19 protein-coding genes are annotated in these 16310 nt (G+C 70.2%); 5 read left to right on the top strand and 14 right to left on the bottom strand.

What is annotated here, in order from left to right:
* Positions 1–2 precede the first annotated feature (2 nt).
* Together UAJ10_RS01515 and UAJ10_RS01510 are read right to left on the bottom strand one after the other, a co-directional pair.
* Positions 3–1574, bottom strand: coding sequence for a formate dehydrogenase beta subunit (locus UAJ10_RS01515; protein ID WP_322913555.1), 1572 nt, complete (start codon positions 1572–1574; stop codon positions 3–5).
* Complete coding sequence (locus tag UAJ10_RS01510; protein WP_322913554.1) at positions 1571–2068, bottom strand: formate dehydrogenase subunit gamma; 498 nt, start codon at positions 2066–2068, stop codon at positions 1571–1573. Before UAJ10_RS01510 ends, UAJ10_RS01515 begins: the two co-directional genes overlap by 4 nt.
* 192 nt (positions 2069–2260) lie before the next feature.
* Between UAJ10_RS01510 and UAJ10_RS01505 the strand changes: the two genes are divergently transcribed.
* Complete coding sequence (locus UAJ10_RS01505; protein WP_322913553.1) at positions 2261–2989, top strand: tetratricopeptide repeat protein; 729 nt, start codon at positions 2261–2263, stop codon at positions 2987–2989.
* A gap of 84 nt (positions 2990–3073) precedes the next feature.
* Here UAJ10_RS01505 and UAJ10_RS01500 read toward each other — a convergent pair whose 3' ends face one another.
* Complete coding sequence (locus UAJ10_RS01500) at positions 3074–3994, bottom strand: LysR family transcriptional regulator (protein WP_322913552.1); 921 nt, start codon at positions 3992–3994, stop codon at positions 3074–3076.
* 218 nt (positions 3995–4212) lie between these two features.
* On the opposite strand from UAJ10_RS01500, the gene UAJ10_RS01495 reads away from it, so the two are divergent.
* The 4 genes from UAJ10_RS01495 (at position 4213) to UAJ10_RS01480 (ending at position 7522) form a co-directional block, all read left to right on the top strand.
* Positions 4213–4713, top strand: coding sequence for a hypothetical protein (locus tag UAJ10_RS01495; protein ID WP_322913551.1), 501 nt, complete (start codon positions 4213–4215; stop codon positions 4711–4713).
* Positions 4714–4845: 132 nt separating this feature from the next.
* On the top strand, positions 4846–6303 hold the full coding sequence (locus UAJ10_RS01490; protein WP_322913550.1) for an alpha/beta hydrolase family protein: 1458 nt from the start codon (positions 4846–4848) through the stop codon (positions 6301–6303).
* Between the two features lie 5 nt (positions 6304–6308).
* On the top strand, positions 6309–6818 hold the full coding sequence (locus UAJ10_RS01485; RefSeq protein WP_322914484.1) for a GNAT family N-acetyltransferase: 510 nt from the start codon (positions 6309–6311) through the stop codon (positions 6816–6818).
* Between the two features lie 116 nt (positions 6819–6934).
* Positions 6935–7522, top strand: coding sequence for a hypothetical protein (locus UAJ10_RS01480; RefSeq protein WP_322913549.1), 588 nt, complete (start codon positions 6935–6937; stop codon positions 7520–7522).
* Here the strand turns inward: UAJ10_RS01480 and UAJ10_RS01475 are convergent.
* The 11 genes from UAJ10_RS01475 to guaD form a co-directional block, all read right to left on the bottom strand.
* Positions 7498–7953, bottom strand: a complete 456-nt coding sequence (locus UAJ10_RS01475; RefSeq protein ID WP_322913548.1) for a hypothetical protein — start codon at positions 7951–7953, stop codon at positions 7498–7500. The two genes, UAJ10_RS01480 and UAJ10_RS01475, sit on opposite strands and share 25 nt — an antisense overlap.
* A 2-nt stretch (positions 7954–7955) precedes the next feature.
* Entirely contained in the window at positions 7956–8558 is a 603-nt protein-coding gene (locus UAJ10_RS01470; protein ID WP_322913547.1) for a HupE/UreJ family protein, read from the bottom strand.
* 59 nt (positions 8559–8617) lie between these two features.
* Positions 8618–9265, bottom strand: coding sequence for an urease accessory protein UreG (gene ureG, locus UAJ10_RS01465; RefSeq protein WP_322913545.1), 648 nt, complete (start codon positions 9263–9265; stop codon positions 8618–8620).
* Positions 9262–10011 carry an urease accessory protein UreF gene (locus tag UAJ10_RS01460; protein WP_322913543.1) on the bottom strand — a complete coding sequence of 250 codons (750 nt, stop codon included), beginning with the start codon at positions 10009–10011 and terminating at the stop codon, positions 9262–9264. Before UAJ10_RS01460 ends, ureG begins: the two co-directional genes overlap by 4 nt.
* Positions 9947–10513 (bottom strand): urease accessory protein UreE, encoded by a 567-nt coding sequence (locus tag UAJ10_RS01455; protein ID WP_322913541.1) that lies wholly within the window; start codon positions 10511–10513, stop codon positions 9947–9949. The genes UAJ10_RS01460 and UAJ10_RS01455 overlap by 65 nt, the downstream gene beginning before the upstream one ends.
* A gap of 11 nt (positions 10514–10524) precedes the next feature.
* The gene (ureC, locus tag UAJ10_RS01450; RefSeq protein WP_322913540.1) at positions 10525–12237 is read right to left on the bottom strand and encodes an urease subunit alpha; all 1713 of its coding nucleotides are present in this window, start codon (positions 12235–12237) and stop codon (positions 10525–10527) included.
* Positions 12237–12569 carry an urease subunit beta gene (locus tag UAJ10_RS01445; protein ID WP_322914483.1) on the bottom strand — a complete coding sequence of 111 codons (333 nt, stop codon included), beginning with the start codon at positions 12567–12569 and terminating at the stop codon, positions 12237–12239. The genes ureC and UAJ10_RS01445 overlap by 1 nt, the downstream gene beginning before the upstream one ends.
* Positions 12570–12585: 16 nt before the next feature.
* Complete coding sequence (locus UAJ10_RS01440) at positions 12586–12888, bottom strand: urease subunit gamma (protein ID WP_004273333.1); 303 nt, start codon at positions 12886–12888, stop codon at positions 12586–12588.
* A gap of 15 nt (positions 12889–12903) precedes the next feature.
* The gene (locus UAJ10_RS01435) at positions 12904–13725 is read right to left on the bottom strand and encodes an urease accessory protein UreD (protein ID WP_322913537.1); all 822 of its coding nucleotides are present in this window, start codon (positions 13723–13725) and stop codon (positions 12904–12906) included.
* A gap of 230 nt (positions 13726–13955) precedes the next feature.
* Positions 13956–14903: a LysR family transcriptional regulator gene (locus tag UAJ10_RS01430; protein ID WP_322913535.1), complete on the bottom strand. Its 948-nt coding sequence runs from the start codon at positions 14901–14903 to the stop codon at positions 13956–13958.
* Positions 14904–14964: 61 nt separating this feature from the next.
* Positions 14965–16305, bottom strand: a complete 1341-nt coding sequence (gene guaD, locus UAJ10_RS01425; RefSeq protein ID WP_322913533.1) for a guanine deaminase — start codon at positions 16303–16305, stop codon at positions 14965–14967.
* Between the last annotated feature and the right edge of the window lie 5 nt (positions 16306–16310).

Genomic DNA, 16310 nt, shown 5'->3' with positions numbered 1-16310 from the left:
CTTCACTCTGCCGCGGCCGGCAGGGGCCGGCCCGGGGAATTGCGCGTATGAAAATCCTCGGGGAAGTGGCGGATGGCGCTCAGCACCGGATAGGGCGTGAAGCCCCCCAGCGCGCACAGCGATCCGAACTTCATGGTGTTGCACAGGTCTTCCAGCAGCGCGATGTTGGCCGCCACGTCCCGGCCCGCCAGGATGCGGTCCACCACCTCCGCCCCCCGGGTGGACCCGATGCGGCAGGGCGTGCACTTGCCGCAGGATTCCTCGGCGCAGAACTCCATGGCGAAGCGCGCCATGTGCGCCATGTCCACCGTGTCGTCGAACACCACCAGGCCACCGTGGCCGATCAGGGCGTCGCGCGCGGCGAAGGCCTCGTAATCATAGGGGGTGTCGAACTGGCTGGGCGGCAGGTAGGCGCCCAGGGGCCCGCCCGCCTGCACCGCGCGGACCGGCCGGCGGCTGGCGGTGCCGCCGCCCACCTCCATCACGATCTCGCCCAGGGTCAAGCCGAAGGCCGTCTCGAACAGGCCGCCATGCAGGACGTTGCCGGCCAGCTGGATGGGCATGGTGCCCCGCGACCGACCCATGCCGAAGTCGGCGTAGTATTGCGCGCCCAGGTCCATGATGACGGGGATGGTGGCCAGCGACAGCAGGTTGTTCACCACGGTGGGCCGGCCGAACAGGCCCTTCAGCGCCGGCAGCGGCGGCTTGGCCCGCACGACGCCGCGCTTGCCCTCCAGGCTTTCCAGCAGCGCCGTCTCCTCGCCACAGACGTAGGCGCCGGCCCCCACGCGCAGTTCCAGGTGGAACTCCAGGCCGGAGCCCAGGATGTCACGGCCCAGCAGGCCGGCGGCGCGCGCGATGTCCAGCGCCGCCCGCATGGTGGCGTTGGCGTGCGGGTATTCGGAGCGGGAGTAGATGTAGCCCCGCGTGGCACCCACCGCCAGGCCGGCGATGGTCATGCCCTCTATCAGGCAGAAGGGGTCGCCCTCCAGGATCATGCGGTCGGCGAAGGTGCCGCTGTCGCCCTCATCCGCGTTGCAGACGATGTACTTCTGGTCAGAGACGGCATCCCGCACCGTCTTCCACTTGATGCCGGTGGGGAAGCCGGCGCCGCCGCGTCCGCGCAGGCCGGACTTGGTCACCGCCTCCACCGTGGCGGCGCCGCCGACCTCGATGGCCTTGGCCAGGCCGCGATAGCCGCCGGCGGCCTTGTAATCCTCGACCGACAGGGGATCGACGATGCCACAGCGGGCGAAGGTTAGCCGGGTCTGGCGGGCCAGGAAGGGATGATCCTCCGGCCGGCCGACGCGCAGGGGATGCGTGGCCCCGGTCAGCCAGCCGGCGGCGAACAGGGTGGCCACGTCGCCGGCCTGCACCGGGCCGTAGGCGATGCGGCCCAGGGGCGTTTCCACCTCCACCATCGGTTCCAGCCAGAACAGGCCACGCGAGCCAGTGCGCACGATGGTGACGGCCGTGTCCAGGGCGGCGGCCTGCGCCGCCACGGCGCGCGCGACCTCATCGGCGCCCACCGCCAGGGCGGCCACGTCGCGGGGAATGAAGATGCGGGTGCTCATGGCGTCGACCAATCGTTGCGGGCCTCGGTCACGGCGGCGTCCAGCCGTTCGCGGTTCAGGCGGCCCAGGGGGCGGCCATCGATCAGGGCCGCCGGGGCGCAGGCGCACAGGCCCAGGCAATAGACAGGTTCAATCGTCACCTGGCCGTCGCCGGTGGTGCCGCCCCAGTCCAGACCCAGGCGATGCAACAATCCTTCAGCCAGCGCATGGCCGCCCATGGACTGGCAAGCCTCGGCCCGGCACAGCTTCACCACGTGGCGGCCGCCGGGCGCCTCTTTAAAGTCGTGGTAAAAGCTTACAATTCCATGAACATCAGCGCGGGAAAGGTTCAGCGCCTCCGCCAGAAGGGGTATCGCGTCCTGGGGGACATGGCCGAAGGTCTCCTGCAAGGCATGCAGTATCGGCAATGCAGGCCCTTCGAGATTTTGGTGCGCCGCAATGACTTCAGCGGCCTTTTCACGGTCCCACGGGGTACTTGTTGTGGCAGACGTCACAGCAGCGGCCTCACTTCTCAGGCAATCTCCCTGTCATTAGAAGTTGGCTATCGCCGGAACTTAATCAACGAAGCTGTTCCATGTTGCGATAGAAAACCTCTATCACGCCGCCCGGCCCGCTTTCGCCCGCCCGCGGCACATTGAAACCATATAGGACGCCCAAATAGGACGCCCGTCACTGGGACGTGGATCATGCGTGCGCGTATTTTAGTTGCGACCTCAACCTTGCTGAGCCTGATGCTGGCGGCCCCGATCGCGGTGCAGGCCGCCTCGGTTGACAGCCCGGCGGCGGCGATGGCGACGGCCCCGGCCGTGCAGCCCGCCGACCCGGCGATGGCGCAGGACGTGACACAGCTGCTGCGCGACTGGTCGGTCGTCAAGTACCAGATGCACGACGACAAGGCCCAGGCCCTGAAGATGCGGGACCTGCTGGTCCGCGCCAACGAGCTGCAGAGCCGCTACCCCGGCCGGGCCGAGCCGATGATCAGCACCGCCCTGATCCTGGGCAGCATCGCCGGCTATGAGCAGAACGCCGGCTCGCTGGAACTGGTGCGCAAGGCGCGCGACCTGTTCGAACAGGCTGACAAGATCGACCCCACCGCCCTGGACGGCGCGTCGGCCGTCAACCTGGGCTCGCTCTACTACCTGATGCCGGGCTTCCCCATCGGCTTCGGCAGCGACAGCAAGGCGCGCAAGTATCTGGAGCGCGGCATCGCGCTGAGCCCCAACGGGCTGGAATCCAACTACTTCTATGGTGAGTTCCTGTCGCAGCAGGGTGAGTACGAGCGGTCGGCCAAGGTGCTGGCCCACGCCCTGGAGGCGCCGGTGTCGGTGACCCAGCCCGTGTGGGACGCCGGCCGCCGCGCCGAGGCCCGGGCCCTGCTGGCCGACGTCCGCCAGAAGCTGGTGGCGTCGAACTAAGCGCCGGCCTAAGCGCCGCCACGTCAAATCAGCCCCCGGAGCGGCCGCCGCCCCGGGGGTTTCTTTTTGGTCGCCAGACCGGTGTCATCGCGGCCCGTCGACGGGGGCCATGGGCTCGCCGAAGGTGCGGGCCACCTTCTTGGCCTCCGCCACCAGGGCGGCGGTCAGGGGGGTCATGGGGTCGCGGTAGGGCACCACCAGGCCGATGTCGTGCACCGCCGCCGGATCGACGATGGGGATGGCCCGGATCTCCTCCGGGAAGTTGAAGGCGGTGGTCAGCACCTCGGGCATGATGCTGGCCCATTTGCCCGTGCGCACGTGCGAGAACAGCACGATCATGGAATTGGATTCCAGGGTCGGCGCCGACGTGGCGCCGGCGATGGCCAGCAGCCGGTCGATGATGCGCCGGTTCTGCATGTCCGGCGTCAGCAGGCACAGCGGTATCTCCCCCACCTCGGCCCAGCTGACCTGGGCGCGAGCGCCCAGGGGACTGTCGCGGGAGATCAGCAGGCGGTATTGCTCGCGATACAGGGGCACGGTGCGCACCCGGCCCAGGGGTTCGTTGTCCAGGTAGGTCAGGCCGGCATCGATCTCCAGCCCTTCCAGCAGGTGCAGGATCTCGATGGAGGTGCGGGACAGCACGGTGAACTTCACGCCCGGGTGCCGCTCACGATAGGGCGTGGTCAAGATGGGCACCATGGCCAGTGCGGTGGGGATGACGGCGATGCGCAGGTGGCCGCTGAGGCCGTGGCGCAGGGCGCGCACCTCCTGCCGCATGGCGCGGGCGTCGCCCACGATGCGGCGGGCCCAGTCCAGCACCCGCTCCCCCTCCTGCGTCAGGCCCATGTAGCGCGCGCCCCGGTTGACCAGCAGCACGCCCAACTGGTCCTCCAGCTGCTTCAGGCCGGCCGACAGGGTGGGCTGGGTGACGCCGCAGGCCTCCGCCGCGCGGCCGAAATGCTGTTCCCGGGCCAGCGCGATGAAGAATTCCAGCTTGTCGATCATGCCATGCGGCGCCTTCTCCCGAGAGCAGGCCGCGATCACGTTGACCGCATCCCGCCCGCAGCCTGTTTCGTGGGCTCAAGGGCCTCGCTCCCGGCGGCCCGCATCCGCGCGCATGATCCATGAAGAGGGTCCGCAGATACAAGACCGCGCATGGCGGAGGGTGGCAAATTGGCGACAGGCGGCACGAACCCGCCCTTTCGACCAAAGGGGAGCAAGCCATGTTCGATCCAACCAGCTATGTGGGCTTCCATACCGACCTCAGCCTGCTGGCCTTGGCGGCGGGACTGCTGCTGCTCAACGGCCTGTTCGGCAGCCGGGTGCCACCGGCGTTGACCGCCGTCTACCTTGCGGCGGCCGTCCTGACAGACCTCACCGGCTTCGGCTTCCCCTTCAACGGCTTCCTGCCCTCGCACGGGGTGGGGGCGTTGTCGCTGCTGATCCTGGCGGTGGCCATCGCCGCCCTTTACGCCTTCGGCCTGCGCGGGGCTTGGCGGTGGATATACGCCGCCAGCCTGACCGCCAGCGTCTTCCTGCTGGCCTTCGTCGCCGTGGCCCAATCCTTCCTGAAGGTGCCCGCCCTGCACGCGCTGGCCCCCACGGGCAGCGAGCCGCCCTTCGGCGCCGCGGAAGGCGTCCTGCTGCTGCTGTTCGTGGTGGCCGGCCTCCTGGCGACCCGCCGCTTCCACCCCGGCGTCCGGCGGGCCGCCGTCACAGCCTGACCTTTGCGGCTGAATCCCCGTTCCACAGCCACACCACCTCTTGCCCCCTGGACAGTGCCGGCCGGCGACCCCACGCTCTTGTCGGGACGACCGGTTGGCGAAGGGCTGTGGACGGTGCGACGGCGGGCTTGGATGCGGATGACGGTGCTGCTGTGGGCCGCCTGCGCCGGCGGCCCACTGCCGGGTGCCGCCCGGACGACACCGTCGCCATCCCAGGCGGCAGCGGCGGCACCCGCCGCCATCCTGACCGGCGACTGGCGGGGTACGCTGGACACCGGGCTGACCCGCCTGCGGCTGGAGTTCCATGTGACAGCCGCCCTCGGCCCAGATGGCGCCCCCGCCCTGGCCGGCACGCTGGACAGCGTGGACCAGCAGGTCATGGGCCTGCCCATCCCCAGCATCAGCCGTGAGGGCGACACCATCACCTTCGACATTCCGGCCGTGCTGGGCGGCTACACCGGCACGCTGTCGGCCGACGGGCAGACCCTGACCGGCACCTGGCGGCAGGCCCGCCAGTCCCGCCCGCTGGCGCTGACCCGCCTGACCACGGCGCAGATCCAGGCGGAGCAGGCGCGGCCCCAGGTGCCCCGCCCACCCTTCCCTTACCGCGCGGTCAGCGTGGCGTACGACAACCCGGCCGCACCCGGCGTCCGGCTGGCGGGCACCCTGACCCTGCCGCCGGGCAAGGGGCCGTTTCCGGCCACGCTGCTGATCACCGGGTCCGGCCCGCAGGACCGGGACGAGACCATCGAGGGCCACAAGCCCTTCCTGGTGCTGGCCGACGCGCTGACCCGGCGCGGCATCGCCGTGCTGCGGGTGGACGACCGGGGCGTGGGCCAGTCCACCGGTGATTTCGACGCCGCCACCACGCCCGACTTCGCCACCGACGCCGCCGCCGGCGTCGCCTATCTGCGCGGCCGCGCCGACATCGACCCCCATCGCATCGGCCTGATCGGCCACAGCGAGGGCGGGCTGATCGCCCCCATGGTGGCCAGCCGCGACCGCGACATCGCCTGGCTGGTGCTGATGGCCGGTCCCGGGGTGGACGGGGAAAGCATCCTGCTGAGCCAGAAGCGCCTGATCGCCGGGGCCACCGGCGTGGGGGCATCCGGGGCCGAGCGCCTGGTGGACATGGACCGCCGCGAATACGCCATCGTGAAGGACGAACCGGATCCGGAACGCGCCCGCGCCCGCCTGCGCATCTTGCTGCAGGGCGGCATGATGGGCGGCGACAACCGCATCGCCACGTCCGAAGCGGTGATCGAGGCGGTGACCAAGCCCTGGTACCGCTGGTTCCTGACCTACGACCCCGCCCCCGCCCTGCGCACCCTGCGCCTGCCCGTGCTGGCCCTGGTGGGGTCCAAGGACCTGCAAGTCTCAGCCTCCGAGAACCTGCCGGCCCTGCGTGCCGCCCTGGCCGACGACCCCAAGGCCGAGGTGCGTGAGGTGCCGGGCCTGAACCACATGTTCCAGACCGCCGACACCGGCGCCCCCACCGAATACGCCCGCATCCCGGAAACCATCGCGCCCGTGGCCCTGGACCTGATCACCGACTGGGTGGCGGCGCGCAGCGGGGGCATCAAGCCGTGAGCGGGATGGTGCGACCGGCGCGGCCGGAGGAAGGACCGGCCCTGCAAGCGCTGGAAAAGGCGGCGCGTGGCCGCTACCGCGACTGGCCCCCGCTGGCCTTCATCGCCGACCGCCCGCCCATTGCGTTGGAACGGCTGGCAGCCGGCACCGTCTGGGTAGCGGACAGCGCCGAGCGCCCCACCGGCTTCATCCTGCTGCAACCGCAGGACGGGCACCTCTACATTGCCGCCATCGCCGTGGCACCGGATGCCAGCGGCCAGGGCATCGGGGCCGCCCTGCTGGGTCAGGCCCAGACCGATGCGCGGGCCTTGGGGGTGGGGGCGCTGACCCTGACGACCTTCAAGGCCCCACCCTGGAACGGCCCCTGGTTCCGCCGCCACGGTTATACGCCCATGCCACCGGATAGCATCGGGCCAACGTTGCGCGCGACGATGGAGCGGCAGGCGGCATTGGTGGATCCGACAACGCGAGAGGTGTTGTGGAACTGGCACAGGTCCCCGCAGACCCCGCCATGACGGTCGCCTGCACAAATCCTGCACCATAAGTGCCCATTATTGCGGGAAAAATGTCCACCTGCCCGGCGCCGGCGGCGGGTAGCGTGGCGGCTGTTCCACCACCGCCAGGGCAACCCATGACCATCGCCATTTCCGCTCCTGACCGCCCGGCCCTGTGGCCCCTATTGGCCATGGCCACCATCTTCGCCGGCCTGGTGGTGGTCGACGCGGCGCTGGTGTGGGAGCCGCCGTTCGATGCCCTGGCCCTGCTGCTGGTTCTCGCCCTGTGGTGCGCGGCGGCGATGGCGGCGGCAAGCCTGGCGGTGCGGGCGCGCCGCCAGCGGCGGCCCCGGCGCGCCGCGTCCCTGGCGCTGCTGCCCCTGGCCTTCCTGGTGACGGTGGTGCAACCGAAGCTGGTCATGGGCGGCGCGCAGACCCTGGGGGATCGCCTGCACTTCATGATCGAATACCAAGAATACCTGGCTTTGATCCGCGCCATGCCCGATACGGGTGAGCCCAAGTTGCTGACCGTTGATTGGGGCGGCTTCCTCACCGCCTCAACCAGCCTGGTCTACGACGAGAGTGACGAGGTGGCCCTGCCGCCGGAGCGCCGATCCACCGCATGGGGGGCGCGAGCCCAACAAACGATCCTTTCCTGCGCGTATGGTTATTGGGTTCGCACGGCCCTGGGCGGGCATTTCTATGCCGTTGGCGTGGGGTGCTGAGCGCCCAGACATGCGGCCCGCAGCGCCCCAATGGCCGCTTCCAAGCCGGCCGTCGCCCTCTCGGATGTCAGCGTCTTGCCGACACGCAGCCGCAGGTGATGCGCCTTGGCCAGGCGATCAAGCGCCCTGGCGCGGCCCTTCATCGGCACCAGAACCCCGCTCATGCCATCAGGCTGGTAACGGCCCACGCCCAAGGGAATGGACCGTCCATCCACGATCAGCGCCACCGGGCACGTGTCCGCGCCGCCGCAGTCGGCCTCCAGCCACAGGGTCAGGGGACCTTCTTCGCAGGTCAAGGCCATGTCCGAGAACTCCCCCGCCCCGTCGTAGGCGATGCCGGCCTTGTCCCCGTTGGCGATCCATTGGGGAGATGCGGCCGCCATCGCCGGGGTGGCGGTGAGAAGCGCCAGGACGCCAAGCGGCGCGCGCACCCTCACACCGCCAGCAACAGCGGCGCCAGGGCCGCCAGGCCCAGGCCGGCCAGGCGCGGGGCCAGGGCCAAGCCGGCGCGCTCCGCCAGGCGCGACAGGGCGACGCCGGACAGGTGCAGGGCGGCGGAGGCGGTGACGAAGCCCAGGCCGTAGGCCAGGCCATCGGCATCCGCCGGCATCTCCACCCCATGGGCGGCGCCGTGGCAGAGGGCGAAGACGCCGATCAGGGCGGCGCCGGCCGCCACAGGCAGGCGGGCGCCGAAGGCGGTCAGCCAGCCCAGGGCCGCCACCGACAGGACGATGCCCCCTTCCACGCCCGGCAGAACCAAGCCATTGGCGCCGGCGACGGCGCCCGCGACCAGCAAGGCCAGGAAGGCCAGCGGCCACAGCCAAACGGCGCGGGCACCCTGTCCGCCCTGGGCCTGCTGCCCCGCCCACAGGCCCACCGCCGTCATGGCGGCCAGGTGATCCAGCCCGCCGAAGGGATGGGCGAAGCCGTCGGTGAAGCCGTGGGTGTGGCCGGGCATGCCGGGGTGGGCCATGGCCATGGCTGGCATGAATGCGGCGGCGACGGTCAGGGCGGGCAGCAGGCGGCGGTGCATCATGGTCGGGTTCCCCTGTTCGGTGTCGGTGTATCCTAGGCGGCCAGGCCGCCCAATGCGCCCTAAGCGGCCAAGCCGCCGGCGCGTTCGATGAAGCGGGTGACGACGTCCAGTCCCTGCGCCGTCTTCAGGTTGGTGAAGACGTAGGGGCGCTGCCCCCGCATGCGCTTGGTGTCGCTGTCCATCACCTCCAGGCTGGCGCCCACCAGGGGGGCCAGGTCGATCTTGTTGATGACCAGCAGGTCGGACCGGGTGATGCCGGGGCCGCCCTTGCGCGGGATCTTCTCCCCCGCCGCCACGTCGATGACGTAGATGGTGATGTCGGCCAGTTCGGGGCTGAAGGTGGCGGCCAGGTTGTCGCCGCCGGATTCGATGAGGATGATGTCCAGGCCCGGGAACTTGGCGTTCATCTGGTCCACGGCCGCCAGGTTGATGGACGCGTCCTCACGGATGGCGGTGTGGGGGCAGCCGCCCGTCTCCACCCCCAGGATGCGGTCGGGATCCAGGGCGCCGACGCGCGTCAGGATCAGCGCGTCCTCCTTGGTGTAGATGTCGTTGGTGATGGCGACGATGTTGTAGATGTCGCGGAACCGCTTGCACAGCGCCTCCATTAACGCGGTCTTGCCGGAACCGACGGGGCCGCCAATGCCCACCCGCAGGGGGCCATTGGGGGAAACGCTTGGGGAGGCGTTGGGGGAAGACGTGCTCATGAGCGGAACAACCTCGTGTATTGCGTCTCGTGGTTCATGGAGGCGATGTCGGCCACCCAGGCCGCCCCGCCCAGATCATCCAGGGTGCTGCCCGCCGCCCGGCCGGCGGTGGCCAGCACCAGCGGCTCCAGCCGCGCCAGCGCCCGCTGCCCGTCCGTCTGGCCCAGGGGCACCAGGCGCAGGGCGGCGGACACCAGGTTGCCGATGAAGCCGTGCAGGTAGCCCAGCAGGGTGGCCGGCAGGCTGAGGCCGTGACCGGCCGCCACCGCCCCCACCGCCACGGGATAGGCCAGGTCCGCCCCATCCGCGCGCAACCGATCCGCCGCCGCGCAGGGCCAGGCCGACGCGATGGCGGCGGCGAAGGCACGGCCCTGGGACAGGGTTTCCAGCCGCCGCTCCGCCGTGGGCGTCAGGGCGGCCGCCAGGTCCGCCACCCCGGCCAGGCCAGACCAGTCGCCGGCCGCCGAGGCGCGCCAGGCCGCCGCCGCCAGCACGGCATCGTTCCAGCCGGATCCCAGGGCCAGCAGATCGTCCACCCAGGCCACCAGCGCATCCACCGTGCGGATCGTGCCATCCTCCACCCCCCATTCCAGGCCATGGCTGTAGGAGAAGGCGCCCACCGGGAAGGAGGCCGTCAGCCAGGTCATGAGGCGGTAGACGCCGGCGGCGTCGGCCACGGTCTCAGCCATGGCCGTGCCCGTGGTGATCGTGGTGGTGGTGGTGACCGTGGTCATGGTCGTGATCATGATCATGCCCGTGGCCATGACCGCCGCCGGCCGGGCTGTCGCCATAGGCGCCGCCCTCGGGATCGAAGGGGGCGGAGACGGGCGTGACGGTGGCGCCCAGGCCGGTCAGCATGTCGGCCAAGACATGGTCGGCACGGATGCGCAGGCGGTCGCCCCGCAGTTCGGCGGGGATGTGGCGGTTGCCGATGTGCCAGGCCATGCGCAGCAGGTCGCCGATGGCGTCGCACCGCACCTCCATCAGGTCCTCCGGCGCCGCCTTGACCGCCACGATGCCCACGCCGGTCAGCACCAGCCCATCGCCATGGCGGATATGCCGGGGGCTGGGCAGGTCCAGCATCAGGGGGCCATGCCCGCCGTCCCGCTCCAGCCGTAGGCGCCGGCGGCAGCGATGGTCGAAATCCAGCGTCACGGTGCCCACCGCCTTGGCGGCGTCCCAATAGCCGGCGGGCAGAACGGTATGGGCCCTGGGCAAATCAGTCAAAGGCGAAGGGTCTTCACTCAAGACGGCGATCCTCAGAACAGGAAATAGCGCTGCGCCATGGGCAGCACGTCGGCGGGCTCGCAGGTGACGATCTGGCCATCCACCCGCACCTCATAGGTTTCCGGATCGACCTCGACATGCGGCGTGGCGTTGTTGTGCACCATGGCGGCCTTGCCGATGCCGCCCCGGGTGTTGCTGACCGCCAGCAGGGTCTTCTCCAGGCCCAGGCGCTGGCCCAACCCATCGTCCAGGGCGGCCTGCGAGACGAAGGTGACGGCGCTGCGCCGCACTGCCCGGCCATAGGCGCCGAACATGGGGCGGTAGTGCACGGGCTGGGGCGTGGGGATGCTGGCGTTGGGGTCGCCCATGGGGGCGGCCACGATGGTGCCCATCTTCAACACCAAATCCGGCTTCACCCCGAAGAAGGCCGGCGACCACAGCACCAGGTCGGCCAGCTTGCCGGCGGCGATGGAGCCGACATGCGCGCTCATGCCATGGGCGATGGCGGGGTTGATCGTGACCTTGGCGATGTAGCGCTTCACCCGCGCGTTGTCGTTCTCCCCCGTCTCCTCCGCCAGCCGGCCGCGCTGCACCTTCATCTTATGCGCCGTCTGCCAGGTGCGGATCAGCACCTCCCCCACCCGCCCCATGGCCTGGCTGTCGGAGGAGATGATGGACAGGGCGCCCAGGTCGTGCAGCACGTCTTCCGCCGCGATGGTCTCACGCCGGATGCGGCTTTCGGCGAAGGCCACGTCCTCGGGAATGTTGGGGTCCAGGTGGTGGCAGACCATGAGCATGTCCAGATGCTCGTCCACCGTGTTGCGGGTATAGGGCCGCGTGGGGTTGGTGGAGGACGGGATGACGTTGGCCAGGCCGCACACCTTGATGATGTCCGGCGCGTGGCCGCCGCCCGCGCCCTCGGTATGGTAGGCGTGGATGGTGCGGCCCTTGAAGGCGGCGATGGTGTCCTCGACGAAGCCGGACTCGTTCAGCGTGTCGGAATGGATCATCACCTGCACGTCGAAGCGGTCGCCCACATCCAGGCAGGTGTCGATGGCGGCCGGGGTGGTGCCCCAGTCCTCATGCAGTTTCAAGGCGGCGGCGCCGGCCCGCACCTGTTCCTCCAGCGCCGCCGGCAAGGCCGCGTTGCCCTTGCCGGCGAAGGCCAGGTTCATGGGGAAAGCCTCCGCCGCCTCCAGCATACGGGCCAGGTGCCAGGGCCCCGGCGTGCAGGTGGTGGCGTTGGTGCCGGTGGCGGGGCCGGTGCCCCCACCCAGCATGGTGGTGACGCCGGACATCAACGCCTCTTCGATCTGCTGCGGGCAGATGAAGTGGATGTGGGTGTCGATGCCGCCGGCGGTCAGGATCTTGCCCTCGCCCGCGATGACCTCCGTCCCCGGGCCGACGATGATGTCCACCCCCGGCTGGACATCGGGATTGCCGGCCTTGCCGATATGATGGATGCGGCCGTCGCGCAGGCCCACGTCGGCCTTGACGATGCCCCAGTGGTCGATGATCAAGGCGTTGGTGATGACGGTGTCGACCGCCCCTTGCGCGCGGGTCGCCTGCGACTGGCCCATGCCGTCGCGGATGACCTTGCCGCCGCCGAACTTCACCTCCTCGCCATAGGTGGTGTAGTCCTTCTCCACCTCCACGATCAGGTCGGTGTCGGCCAGGCGCACGCGATCGCCCACGGTGGGGCCGAACATGTCCGCGTACGCGGCGCGGCTGATCTTCACGGCCATCAGTTGCCCCCCTTCACGGTCTTGCCCGACAGTGCGCCGGAAACCTGGGCGTTGAACCCGTATACCGTCCGGGCGCCGCGATAGGGCACCAGGGTGACGGTGCGGGTCTGTCCCGGCTCGAACCGCACCGCCGTGCCGGCGGGGATGTCCAGCCGATGGCCGTAGGCCTGGACGCGGTCGAAGTTGAGGCCCGCGTTGGTCTCGAAGAAATGGAAGTGGGAACCGACCTGGATGGGCCGGTCGCCGGTGTTGGCCACGTCCAGCGTCACCGTGGGCAGGCCGGCGTTCAGCTCGATCTCCCCCTCGGCGGTGAAGACTTGTCCCGGGATCAGGGTCATGGCGGCGCCCTCAGCGAATGGGGTTATGGACGGTGACCAGCTTCACCCCGTCGGGGAATGTCGCCTCCACCTGCACGTCGGGGATCATCTCGGCGATGCCCTCCATCACCTGGTGGCGGCCCACGACATGGGCCCCCTGGTCCATCAGCTCCGCCACCGGGCGGCCGTCACGGGCGCCCTCGACCACGAAGTCGGTGATCAGGGCGATGGCCTCGGGATGGTTCAGCTTCACGCCCCGTTCCAGGCGGCGGCGCGCCACCATCGCGGCCATGGCGATCAGCAGCTTGTCCTTCTCACGCGGGGTCAGGTTCACGGGCTTGATACTCCCTCAGCAGCGCCAGACGCGCGGAACCGGCATCCCGCGCAGGAATTCGATCAGGGGCGCCAGCGCCCGCAGCAGGGCTTGTCCGTCGGGGGCCACCAGGCGCAGGGCCAGCAGGCCGTTCCAGGCGCTGGCCCCCGCTGTCACGCCCTCGACACGCACCAGCTCACGCACCGCGTCCACCCGGGCCTCGGCATCCGCCGCCATGTAGAGGCAGGACGCCACCGCGCGGCCACCACCGGCCACCGCCGCGCGGGCCAGCTGAGCATCGATGTCACCCTCAAGCCGCACGGCGTCGGCATAAACCAGACGCCCGTCCCGGCGGATACGCCAGTCGTCGCGGAACAGGCCCTGGGTCACCCGCTCACCCCGGGCGGTGCGGCCGAACACCGTGGCCTCCGCCGCCAGCAGGATGGCGTCCGGCGCCATCTCCACCTCCAGCCGGCGGCACAGCCGGGCGCCGTCGAACAAGATGGTCTCCTGGGGCAGCCAGTCCAGCCGGCCGGCCACCGTCAGCCGGTTCACCACCCGCGCCTCGCCCGCGCTGGCGCGGTAGACCTTCTCGGCGGCTTGCGTGGTGACGGTGGCACGAGCATCCGCCGCCACGACCACCTCCGTCTCCAGCACGTCGCCACCGGTTAGGCCGCCGCCGGTGTTGATCAGCACCCCTTCCAGCCCAGGCCCCTTGGGCAGGCGTAAGCGCGCGGAACCGGATTGGTAGAGGCGGTCCAGGCGGGTGATGCCGTCGGCGTCCACCTTCACGGCGAAGACGACGCGGCCTTGCAGGCGCTGCAGGCGGCTGGCCGGCGGCAAGGTGGCGTCAGGCATGACACCACCCATTTCCCGTCGGCGCTTTCCCGTCCCGCGTCATACCCAGGCCACCCCACTGTTTCCCGGCCGGCGGTTCGCAACCGCCGTGCCAGAAGTTGACCATGCGGTCAGCTTGGCCAGACCGCCCGCGCGCGCAAAGACCAACGCCCAGAAATTGGGCGCTTGGCGATGTGCGCCCAAAAGATGGGCAGGCCCCATACGTCATTTGACGTACCGGCCGACCCTCCTCACATCACCGCATCCGGATGGCTGGCGGCCAGCAGGCTGCGCACGCGCGGCACCAGGAAGTCCGACAGCGACTGCACCTTGGCCGGCAGCAGCGCGCGATGCGGGTAGACGATCGCCAACTGCACCGGTTCCGGCGGATGCTCGGGCATCACGATCTCCAGCGCGCCGGACGTCACCTCGTCCGCCACCTCCCACAGGGGTTTCAGTGCGATGCCGTGGCCGTCCACCGCCCAGCGGGTCAGCACGTCGCCGTCGTCGGCGTCCATGGGGCCGGCGATGGACAGCTTGGTGCTCCTGCCCTCGCCTTTATCCCCCTCGCCTTTGCCGGGACTGGTCAGGGTCCAGCGGTATTGCTGCGTGCCGGGGAAGCGCAGCAGCAGGCAGTCATGCTCCAGCAGGTCGGACGGCGCCTTGGGCCGGCCGCGCGCCTCCAGGTACCGGGGTGCCGCCACCAGCACGCGGCGCAGGTCGGCGATCTTGCGCACGACGAAGCTGCTGTCCTTCAGCGTGGCCATGCGGATGGCCATGTCCACGGACTCGCGCAGCAGATCCAGCAGATGGTCGGACAGGCGCAGGCGCACGTCCACCATGGGGTTGGCGGCGCGGAACTCCGGCACCAGGGGGCCCAGCACGCGCCGGCCGAAGCCCAGTGGGGCTGTCACCCGCACGCTGCCCGAGGGCGCGCCGCCCTCCGCCGCGATGCTGCTGTGCGCCCGCTCCACCGCCTCCAGCACCTCCAGGCAGTGCTGGTAGAAGACCTGGCCGGTCTCGGTGGCCTGCAGTTGTCGGGTGGTGCGGTTCAGCAGGCGGGCGCCCAAGTGCGCCTCCAGCTGCTGGATGCGGTGGCTGACCAGGGCCGGCGACATGCGCAGGTTCCGCCCGGCCGCCGACAGGCTGCCCAGGTCCACCACGCGCACGAAGACCTGCATGTTCTCCAGCAGGGCCATCACCCCATCCCCCGACTAAGCGGCCGTTTTTCCAGGCGGATAATCTCACCCGGGGGCGATTTCATGCAAGGGCGGGGCCGCCGTCCCGGTCATGCACCCGTTGTCCCTGGACGTAGGTCGCCCGCACCGCGCGATCGTCGCCCAGGGTCATGAGCAGGAACAGCTCTTCCTCCAGATCGCCCTGGATGGCTTCGCGCCGATGGGCCATGGCGGGAGTGGCGGACGCGTCCAGCACCACCAGATCGGCATAGCGGCCGGGGGCGATCTGGCCGATCTCCTCCGTCAGGCCCAGGGCGGCGGCATTGCCCCGGGTCATGAGGTCGAAGGCGGCCAGCGCCGGCCAGCTTTGGCCGCGCAGCTGCAGCACCTTGTACCCCTCCCCCGCCGTCCGCAGCAGGGAATAGCTGGTGCCGCCGCCCACGTCGGTGGCCAGGCCCAGGCGCACCGGGCGGGCCGGGTTTTCCAGGGCGGCGCGATCGAACAGGCCACTGCCGATGAACAGGTTGCTGGTGGGGCAGAAAACGGCAATGGACGCCGTCTCATGCATCCGCGCCATTTCCCGCTCGCTCACATGGATGCAGTGCCCGAACAGCGAGCGGTCGCCCAGCAGGCCGAAGCGGTCGTAGACGTCCAGGTAGTCCGCCGCCTCGGGATACAGGCGCGCCACCTGGCGGATCTCCTCATGGTTCTCCGACAAGTGGGTCTGCATGTAGACGCCGGGATGCTCCCGCAGCAAGGCGCCCGCCGCCTCCAGCTGTTCGGGCGTTGAGGTGATGGCGAAGCGCGGGGTGACGGCGTAGCGCTGGCGGCCCACGCCGTGCCAGGCGCCGATCAGCGCCTTGGAGTGGTCGTAGCTGGTCTGGGCGGTGTCGGTCAGGGCGGTGGGGGCGTGGCGGTCCATCATGACCTTGCCCGCCACCAGGCCCACGCCGCGCGCCTCGGCCTCGGTGAACAGGGCCTTGACCGAGCCGGGGTGCACGCTGCCATAGACCACGGCCGACGTCGTGCCGTTGCGCGCCAGTTCGTCCAGGAAGAAGCGGGCGTTGCGGCTGGCGTGCGCGTGGTCGGCGTACCGCTGTTCCTCGATGAAGGTGTATTTCTCCAGCCACTCCATCAGCTGCGCCCCGTAAGAGGCGATGACCTGGGTCTGGGGGAAGTGGATGTGGGTGTCGATGAAGCCCGGCAGGATCAGGCCATCGGGATAATGCGCCACCGCCATCCCCGCCGGCAGCGTGGGCAGCAGGTCCGCCGCCTCCCCCACCGCCGTGATGCGGCCGGCCGTCACCACCACCAGGCCGTCGGCGATGTAGCGATAGCTGTCGCGGTCGCCCGGTCCCTGGGGCGCGCGCAGGAAGGTCAAAAGCCGGCCGCGCAGGGCGGTGGTTCCGGGGGTGAACGCCATGACGA

The organism is Nitrospirillum guaranorum (assembly GCF_034653275.1).
Lineage (GTDB): Bacteria > Pseudomonadota > Alphaproteobacteria > Azospirillales > Azospirillaceae > Nitrospirillum.
The sequence above is the reverse complement of the archived record's forward strand: the minus strand, read 5'-3'. Positions and strand labels throughout refer to the sequence as shown.